The 7,374-nt window shown below is 32.3% G+C and carries 8 protein-coding genes; 6 read left to right on the forward strand and 2 right to left on the reverse strand.

The annotated features are described in order from the left end of the window. Nucleotides 1–92: 92 nt before the first annotated feature. Nucleotides 93–1,394 (reverse strand): glutamate-1-semialdehyde 2,1-aminomutase, encoded by a 1,302-nt coding sequence (locus CAB05_RS17885; RefSeq protein ID WP_088002377.1) that lies wholly within the window; start codon nucleotides 1,392–1,394, stop codon nucleotides 93–95. A gap of 267 nt (nucleotides 1,395–1,661) precedes the next feature. On the opposite strand from CAB05_RS17885, the gene CAB05_RS17895 reads away from it, so the two are divergent. The 6 genes from CAB05_RS17895 (at nucleotide 1,662) to CAB05_RS17920 (ending at nucleotide 6,177) form a co-directional block, all read left to right on the forward strand. Continuing rightward, nucleotides 1,662–2,675 carry an ABC transporter ATP-binding protein gene (locus CAB05_RS17895; RefSeq protein ID WP_088002381.1) on the forward strand — a complete coding sequence of 338 codons (1,014 nt, stop codon included), beginning with the start codon at nucleotides 1,662–1,664 and terminating at the stop codon, nucleotides 2,673–2,675. After that, nucleotides 2,668–3,459 carry an ABC transporter permease gene (locus CAB05_RS17900; RefSeq protein WP_088002383.1) on the forward strand — a complete coding sequence of 264 codons (792 nt, stop codon included), beginning with the start codon at nucleotides 2,668–2,670 and terminating at the stop codon, nucleotides 3,457–3,459. Before CAB05_RS17895 ends, CAB05_RS17900 begins: the two co-directional genes overlap by 8 nt. Before the next feature lie 3 nt (nucleotides 3,460–3,462). Next, entirely contained in the window at nucleotides 3,463–4,248 is a 786-nt protein-coding gene (locus CAB05_RS17905) for an ABC transporter permease (RefSeq protein WP_088002385.1), read from the forward strand. 54 nt (nucleotides 4,249–4,302) lie between these two features. Continuing rightward, complete coding sequence (locus CAB05_RS17910; RefSeq protein ID WP_088002387.1) at nucleotides 4,303–4,710, forward strand: potassium channel family protein; 408 nt, start codon at nucleotides 4,303–4,305, stop codon at nucleotides 4,708–4,710. Between the two features lie 26 nt (nucleotides 4,711–4,736). Next, complete coding sequence (bcp, locus tag CAB05_RS17915; protein ID WP_088002389.1) at nucleotides 4,737–5,198, forward strand: thioredoxin-dependent thiol peroxidase; 462 nt, start codon at nucleotides 4,737–4,739, stop codon at nucleotides 5,196–5,198. A gap of 541 nt (nucleotides 5,199–5,739) precedes the next feature. Beyond that, nucleotides 5,740–6,177 carry a Fur family transcriptional regulator gene (locus CAB05_RS17920; protein ID WP_088002391.1) on the forward strand — a complete coding sequence of 146 codons (438 nt, stop codon included), beginning with the start codon at nucleotides 5,740–5,742 and terminating at the stop codon, nucleotides 6,175–6,177. A gap of 34 nt (nucleotides 6,178–6,211) precedes the next feature. On the opposite strand, the gene CAB05_RS17925 is transcribed toward CAB05_RS17920, so the two are convergent. Then, a complete protein-coding gene (locus CAB05_RS17925; protein ID WP_088002393.1) occupies nucleotides 6,212–6,574 on the reverse strand; it encodes a YgzB family protein in 363 nt (120 codons plus the stop codon). Nucleotides 6,575–7,374: the final 800 nt, after the last annotated feature.

Genomic DNA, 7,374 nt, shown 5'->3' on the forward strand with positions numbered 1-7,374 from the left:
CCTCCTATTTACAATAAAGAATTTTGATTATTCTGAATTACTTATGTAAGAATAGAGGCCACTTCAGTAATTTGTAGTGACCTCTATTATGTTTATTGTTTAATTGTAGCTAATTTTTGAAATGCATTTCCAACTGCTTTAATTGTTTGCTTTACATCATCTTCAGTGTGGGCAGTTGTTAAAAACCATGCTTCATATTTAGAAGGGGCTAGATTAATTCCTTCTTCTAATAAAAGCTTAAAGAATCGACCAAATACTTCACCATCTGAAAGTTTGGCTTCTTCATAGTTTGTTACTTCATCTACATTAAAGTAAACAGTTAATGCGCCTTTTAGACGGTTGATTTTAATATGAATGTTATGCTCGTTAGCTTTTTCTTGAATACCAGCTTCAAGTATTGTACCTAATCGATCTAATTCTTCATATACACCGTCTTGTTTTAAAACTTCAAGACAAGCAATACCAGCTGCGATTGATGCTGGATTACCAGCCATTGTCCCAGCTTGATACGCAGGACCTAATGGTGCCACAGTTTCCATAATTTCTTTCTTACCGCCATAAGCTCCAATCGGTAAACCACCGCCAATAATTTTGCCTAAAGCAGTTAAGTCAGGTTCAATGCCTAATAGGTTTTGTGCACCACCGTACATAAAACGGAAAGCAGTAATTACTTCATCATAAATGACTAATGCGCCGTAGTTGTGAGTAATGTCATTAACAGCTTCTAAGAATCCTTCTTTTGGTTCTACAATACCGAAGTTTCCAACAATTGGTTCAACAAGGACACCTGCAATTTCATGACCCCATTTTTCCATTGTCTCAGCATATGCATCAATGTCATTAAATGGAACAGTAATCACTTCGTTTGCAATACTTTGCGGAACACCAGCTGAATCAGGTGTTCCAAGTGTAGATGGACCAGAACCGGCTGCTACTAAAACTAAATCTGAATGGCCGTGATAGCATCCAGCGAACTTAACAATTTTTGTGCGATTTGTATAAGCTCTTGCAACACGAATTGTTGTCATAACAGATTCAGTACCAGAATTTGTAAAACGAACCTTATCCATACTAGGGATTGCTTCTTTTAACATTTTAGCAAATTGTAATTCAAGTTCATGTGGTGTGCCATATAGTACACCGTTTTCTGCAGCTTTTGTAATTGCAGCAGTAATATGTGGATGTGCATGACCTGTAATAATAGGCCCATAAGCAGCTAGATAATCAATATATTGATTTCCATCTACATCCCAAAAGTAAGCTCCTTTAGCACGTTTCATCGTAACTGGAGCACCGCCACCAACGGCTTTAAATGATCTAGATGGACTATTAACTCCACCAACGATGTGCTCTAAAGCTTCATTATGTATTTCGACTGATTTTTGATTGTTCATGAAGTTCCTCCTATATTCGCGATTAAAATAGAAGTTTTAACCTGCATCTTTACATTATTTATTTCGTTAAATAACATTCTAGCACGAATTTTTTGTGCGTGGTAAATGTAAACCTTTTCATTTTTAAAAGAAATTTGAACATTTGGAGAATCTATTAATAAATAAAGAGAATTTAAGGATTGGAAATAAATTCTTAAGGCTTTTTGATTGTACTTATAAGCCATTTCAAATACACTTAGCGACGGAATAAAAAATGGAGGCAATTAGATGGAAAATATGATTGAAGTTCAAAATCTTCACAAAGAGTTTAAAACATTCTCTAGTCGCTCAGGTGTAAAAGGAGCATTTAGAGATTTATTCACAAGGAATTATAAAATTAAAACAGCAGTTAATAATATAAGTTTTTCCGTAAAAAAAGGTGAAATGATGGCGTATATCGGCGAGAATGGAGCTGGTAAATCTACAACAATAAAAATGTTAACAGGAATTTTAACACCTACTGCAGGTAATGTAAAAGTTAACGGCTTTCATCCTCAAAAAGAACGTGAAAAATTTGTTAGATCAATCGGCGTTGTATTTGGACAAAGATCTCAGCTATGGTGGGATATAGCAGTTCAAGAATCGTTTCGATTATTAAAAAAAGTATATCAAGTTTCAGATGAACAATACGATGAACATATGGGCTATATCATTAAAACATTAGATTTAGAACCATTATTAGATCAGCCAGTAAGAAAATTATCTCTTGGTCAAAGAATGAGATGTGAATTAGCAGCTGCTTTAATTCATAATCCACCACTATTGTTTTTAGATGAACCAACGATTGGTTTAGATGTTTTAGTGAAATTAAAAATCAGAGAGTTTTTGAAGGAATTAAATGAAAGATATGGTACGACGATTCTATTAACGACACACGATATTTCTGATATTGAGGCTTTATGTGATCGAGTTGTCATGTTAGATGAAGGGAAAATCATCTATGATGGTAAGCTTGAAGAACTAAAAGGTCAGTGGGGAGAAGAAAAAGAAATTCAATTTCAATTTATTAAACATGTCGAACAAAAAGACTTGGTTGAGCTTGTTGGTCGAACAGATGTGAAGTGGAAAAAAGATGAAGGAGAGAATGTTTGGACAGTTTCTCTTCCAAATGATGAGACTACCATTTCTATGATCATTGCAAAAGTAGTACAGTCACATCCAGTTAAAGATATGAAGATGCTAGAGATTTCTACTGAAGAAATTATTCGAAATATTTATCAAGAGGGTATGAGCAATGGGTAAGTATTTAGAAATCATTCGTATCCGTTTTTTAATGATGCTGGCTTATCGTACAAATTACTACACTGGGATTGTGATTTATACAATTAATATAGGTGCATATTTCTTCTTGTGGAAAGCGATTTATGGTAGTCAAGGTTCTATACAAGGTGTATCAGTTACTCAAATGACAACTTATGTTGCAATTGCTTGGATGGCTCGAGCATTTTATTTTAATAATTTAGATAGAGAAATTGCAGAGGAAATAAGAGAAGGTAAAGTAGCAATTGAACTGATTAGACCTTATAACTATTTACTTACTAAAGTTATGCAGGGTTTAGGAGAAGGGATTTTTCGATTCTTTTTCTTTTCAATCCCCGGATTTATCATCGTTGCGTTGATTTTTCAGTTAAAAGTATCATTTGATATAACAACATTAGGATTATTTTTATTAGCATCGATCTTTAGCTTTGCAATCAACACACAGCTTAATATATTAACTGGTTTAATGGCGTTCTTTCTTCACGATAATATGGGGTTTATACAAGCAAAACGAGTTATTATTGATTTGTTCTCAGGATTAACTATACCTATTACATTCTTTCCGATTTGGGCACAAGATGTTATGAAGTATCTGCCATTCCAAGGAATTAGTTATATACCAAGTATGATTTTTGCAAAAGGTATTAAAGGTGATTCCCTTTTTAACGCACTTTTATTTCAATTCGGTTGGGTCATCTTACTATGTATTCCTATAACGGTTATATGGTACAAGGCTAAAAAACAGCTTGTTGTGCAAGGAGGTTAAAGAATGTTTTATTTAGATTTATTTTTTCAATACACTGGTCAATATTTAAAAACTAAATTTCAATATAGAGCAAATTTCTTTTTATCATTTGTATCTGATTTAATGGCTCAAGCTGTTAATTTAATTTTTATATTACTAGTTTTTAATCACACTTCTTTAATAGAAGGATGGAATCGTGATGAAATAGTGTTTATATATGGTTTCTTTTTAGTTCCATTTGCATTATTTGTTTCTTTCTTTAATATATGGGACTTTAATGATCGCTATATTGTTAAAGGGGAGTTTGATCGCATTTTAACCCGTCCGATTCATAGTCTTTTCCAAGTAGTATTGGAGAAAATGGAATTAGAGTCTTTATTAGGCGCAATTACTGGATTCATCATTATGATTTATGCAGGTTCAAACTTAGGCCTTTCACTAACGTGGTATGATCCTATTCTATTTATTTTAATGGCTTTAGGTGGAATGCTTGTATACGCAGGTATCTTTATTATTTTAGCTAGTATTGGTTTTTGGTCAGATGCACGAACGTCAATTATGCCTTTAATGTACAATATTGGTAATTATGGGAGATACCCGATTAATATTTATCATCCGATTATTCGATTTGTATTAACATGGGTTTTACCATTTGCTTTTGTAGGGGTATATCCTGCAGCTTATTTTCTTCGTAGAAGCGAATGGTATTTGTATTCATTTTTCACACCAGTTATGGGACTAATTGTGTTTATAGTAGCAGTTTGTATTTGGAATATTGGTGTCAAAAAATATAGAGGTGCGGGGAACTAAGCATGTTATTCTATTTCGATAGCTTGTTTCATAAATTGAAATGAGGTGATTGAAATGGGAACTGCTTTTTTCTTCTTTATTGCCATTTTTTCTATATTATATAGTTTAATGTATCTATGGAGTTCAACTACAACTAAAGTCAATAAAGGATTTATCTCAATTAATAATTACATTTTGTTGTTTTTAATATATGGAACAGTTTTAATTGGATTTAGTGCAGTTTATTTTATACTTGAAAGAGGTCCTCATCCGATATTACTTGAGCATACTATTCCTGTAGAGGGTTCGAATTATCATATAATGGAATTATGTTTATATTTTAGTGCTATTACACTTTTGTCTGTAGGTTATGGTGATATTGTTCCTGTTGGTTTAGGAAGATGGGTTGCAATGATCGAAGCACTAATTGGATATACAATGCCCGCAGCTTTTGTGTTACAAGTGTTTAGAGAAGAGCGATAAAATTTTTTAAATGAAGGAGAAATATAATGACTGTTGATATTGGCGTTAAAGCACCTGACTTTACATTACCTGCAAATAATGGGGAAGAGGTATCATTATCAAATTATCGTGGAAGAAAAGTTGTTTTATATTTTTATCCAAAAGATATGACTCCTGGTTGTACAACAGAAGCATGTGATTTTCGTGATGCGTATGAAAAATTTATAAATGCAGGTGCAACAATACTTGGAATTAGTCCAGACCCGATTCAAAAGCACCAAAAGTTTGTGGAGAAGTACCACCTACCTTTCATCTTATTATCAGATGAAACAACTGAAGTTGCTAAATTGTACGATGTCTGGAAACTAAAAAAGAATTTTGGTAAAGAATACATGGGAATAGAGCGGACAACCTTCTTAATAAATGAGGAAGGTATGATTGAAAAAGTTTGGCAAAAAGTAAGAGTCAAAAATCATGTTGAAGATGTATTTAGCGTTCTACATCAATAAAGAAATAATGTAAAGCTAGTATAAGCTTCTGACTTGTACTAGCTTTATTTTTAGATGAAATAGTACATGAACTTTTGGATGCACCTTATATAGTGAAGGGAGATTTAAATCCAACCCTTTTAGCTAATCATTCTCCTTAATATAGAAATATAAATTCCACTGAATTTTTTGTAATACTTCAAATACGTCTTTTCATTTACCTTTTCGGACTAATATAGTGTCTACTTTATCTCGTTTTAACTTTGCAATTATGATTTGGATGAAATTTAGTAAATGTTTATCAACTTAATCGAGCTTTTCGTCTATACGCCTTCTTCTAAAGGGAATATATATAAGTATAGGGCATACCTCCTCAGATGATAGCATATTGAAGTGCGAGAATTTCTCGCACGTTTTTTTATGTAATCAACTATTCCTATTTATTCATTAGAATAAATTCTTTTAGGAAATTCTCAAAAAGTTGACAAATATTCTTAGAGTTGAATAAACTAATAATAAGAATGTTGTTTAGAATTAATTTAAAGAAACGGGGAGAGCGGCGTTGCATAAAGAGAATATTCAAGATGCAATTTCACATTTAAAGAATAGCGGCGTACGTATAACACCTCAACGACATGCAATTATAGAATTTTTAATTGAAAGTGGAACACATCCAACTGCTGATGAAATCTATAAAGCACTTGAGGGTAAATTTCCAAATATGAGTGTTGCAACTGTTTACAATAATCTCAGAGTTTTACGTGAAGTTGGAATGGTTAAAGAGTTAAACTTCGGTGATTCTTCTAGTCGATTTGATTATATAACTACAGATCATTATCATATTATTTGTGAAAAATGCGGAGATATGAATGATTTTCATTATGATGGATTAGAGGGTATCAATCAATTCGTTGAGAACGTAACAGGATTTGAAGTAACAAATCATAGGATGGAAGTGTACGGTATTTGTCCTAATTGTAAAGAAAAAAACTTATCATAAAAAAGCACATTACATATGTAATGTGCTTTTTTTATTACGTTCTTTTTGTTTCTCGTTTGCTATTGTATTTTTCATCGAACTCTTTGCCTTCTAATGAAGCATCTAATGTTAGTGGTTCATTACAATACATACAAATATCTACTTTCCCAAGCATTTTTGTCGTTTTATTACATGTTGGACAGACAACTTGGATGGTTTTAGTTGATAGCATCCCAATCCAAAAATATACAACAGTACTTCCAATAATAGCTAAAAATCCAACAAGCATAAACAATGTCATAACAATTTTATGCTCTCTGAAGAAGACACCGCCATACATAATGATGAATCCAATAAATAATAATGAAAGTGCAAACGTTCTTATATTATTAATTTTACTACTTTTCTTTTTTGCCAATAGTTCCACCCCATTCAATGTAAATATAGCATAAATGGGATTTGAACTGGTAGTCTTACTATTATGAATTTCATTTTTATTTTCTAAATATAGTTTTATATAAAGTGGTCTTTGTCAAAGGAGAGTGATGTTGAATTCCACTCCAGGTGCTCGCTTTCCATGAGGCGGGCGCTGAGTCTCCTGGGCCCACACGATGTAGGTCATGCATGCGTTACGAAAGGACGTCGTGGTTTTAGTATGCTAACTTTATCATCGTGCCTGTTGGGCTTACCTATTCCAAAATTCGCAGAGGGTGGAGCATCTTATGTTTCATTCGACTTCTAAAATTAAGATAAGGATGATTTCGAAGACTTCTATATTGAATTAACCTTTCTTATTTATAAAAGCTAAGTGGTTTTAAGTTTCTAGTAAATGTGGCTTGTTTCTCCATTGGAAAATAAAGATATAATAAGAAGTAACTTGAATAGCTACATAATATTTGAAATGATTTACATGTAAAATCACCAGTTATCAATTTAAAAGAAATCTTTTTCAAAAAAATATCAAAAAGTTGTTGACCGAAATGATGGGTGGTGTTATATTAATTTATGTCGCCAAAACAAGTCGGTGACAAACGAGAAAAAGCAACAATAAATATCAAATAAAATATTGACATGTTTTTTGATAAATGTTAATATAAAAAAGTCGCTTACGAGCGATAAAGTGAACTTTGAAAACTAAACAAAACATGAAGTAAAACGTCAATTATTAGTTTTTTGAGCAATACAAGATTTAAACTTAACTATTATGGAGAGTTTGAT

The sequence above is a fragment of the Gottfriedia solisilvae genome (assembly GCF_002128405.1).
GTDB classification, from domain to species: domain Bacteria; phylum Bacillota; class Bacilli; order Bacillales; family Bacillaceae_G; genus Gottfriedia; species Gottfriedia solisilvae.